Annotated in this window: 1 protein-coding gene; it reads right to left on the bottom strand. The window is 70.3% G+C overall.

Annotation, left to right across the window (positions count from 1 at the left end):
- Positions 1-36: 36 nt before the first annotated feature.
- Positions 37-451 (bottom strand): hypothetical protein (locus ADK54_RS47515; RefSeq protein ID WP_324610160.1); only part of this gene is annotated, 415 nt, incomplete at its 5' end.

Consider the following 451-nt stretch of genomic DNA (forward strand, 5'->3'; position numbering starts at 1 on the left):
CGGTGTCACCAGACCGGGCACCAGAATGACACCGGCTCACCCACCGAGGTCGGTCAGCGCCCAACGGCGGCGACCGCCGTCTTCCTGATCGGTATCCGTACCGCACGAGACGACGCCGAGCCCGGTCACCTCACGCAACAGGTCCTCCCCCTCAGGCGCGTGACCGGCCTGGTGGGACAGGACCAGGATGAGCGCCTGGTGGTCCTGGTCCGCCAGATGGAGGCTGATACGGCGGCCGCCGTCGGTGAGCGCGGCCCGGGCCAGCAGGACGGTCACGGCGGTGATGTTCGCCTCCCGGACACTGTCCAGCCGGTAGCCCCACTCGGCCAGTTTGGCCGTCACGTGCCGGCCTGCTTTCGCGGGTGCCCAAGGGGCGTTCTCCAACGTCCAGTTCGCCGCCCGCCGGTTCGCAATCCGCGCCGCAAGACGCGGCCTCACCAACACGGAACCG

Source organism: Streptomyces sp. WM6378 (assembly GCF_001279695.1).
Classification (GTDB): domain Bacteria; phylum Actinomycetota; class Actinomycetes; order Streptomycetales; family Streptomycetaceae; genus Streptomyces.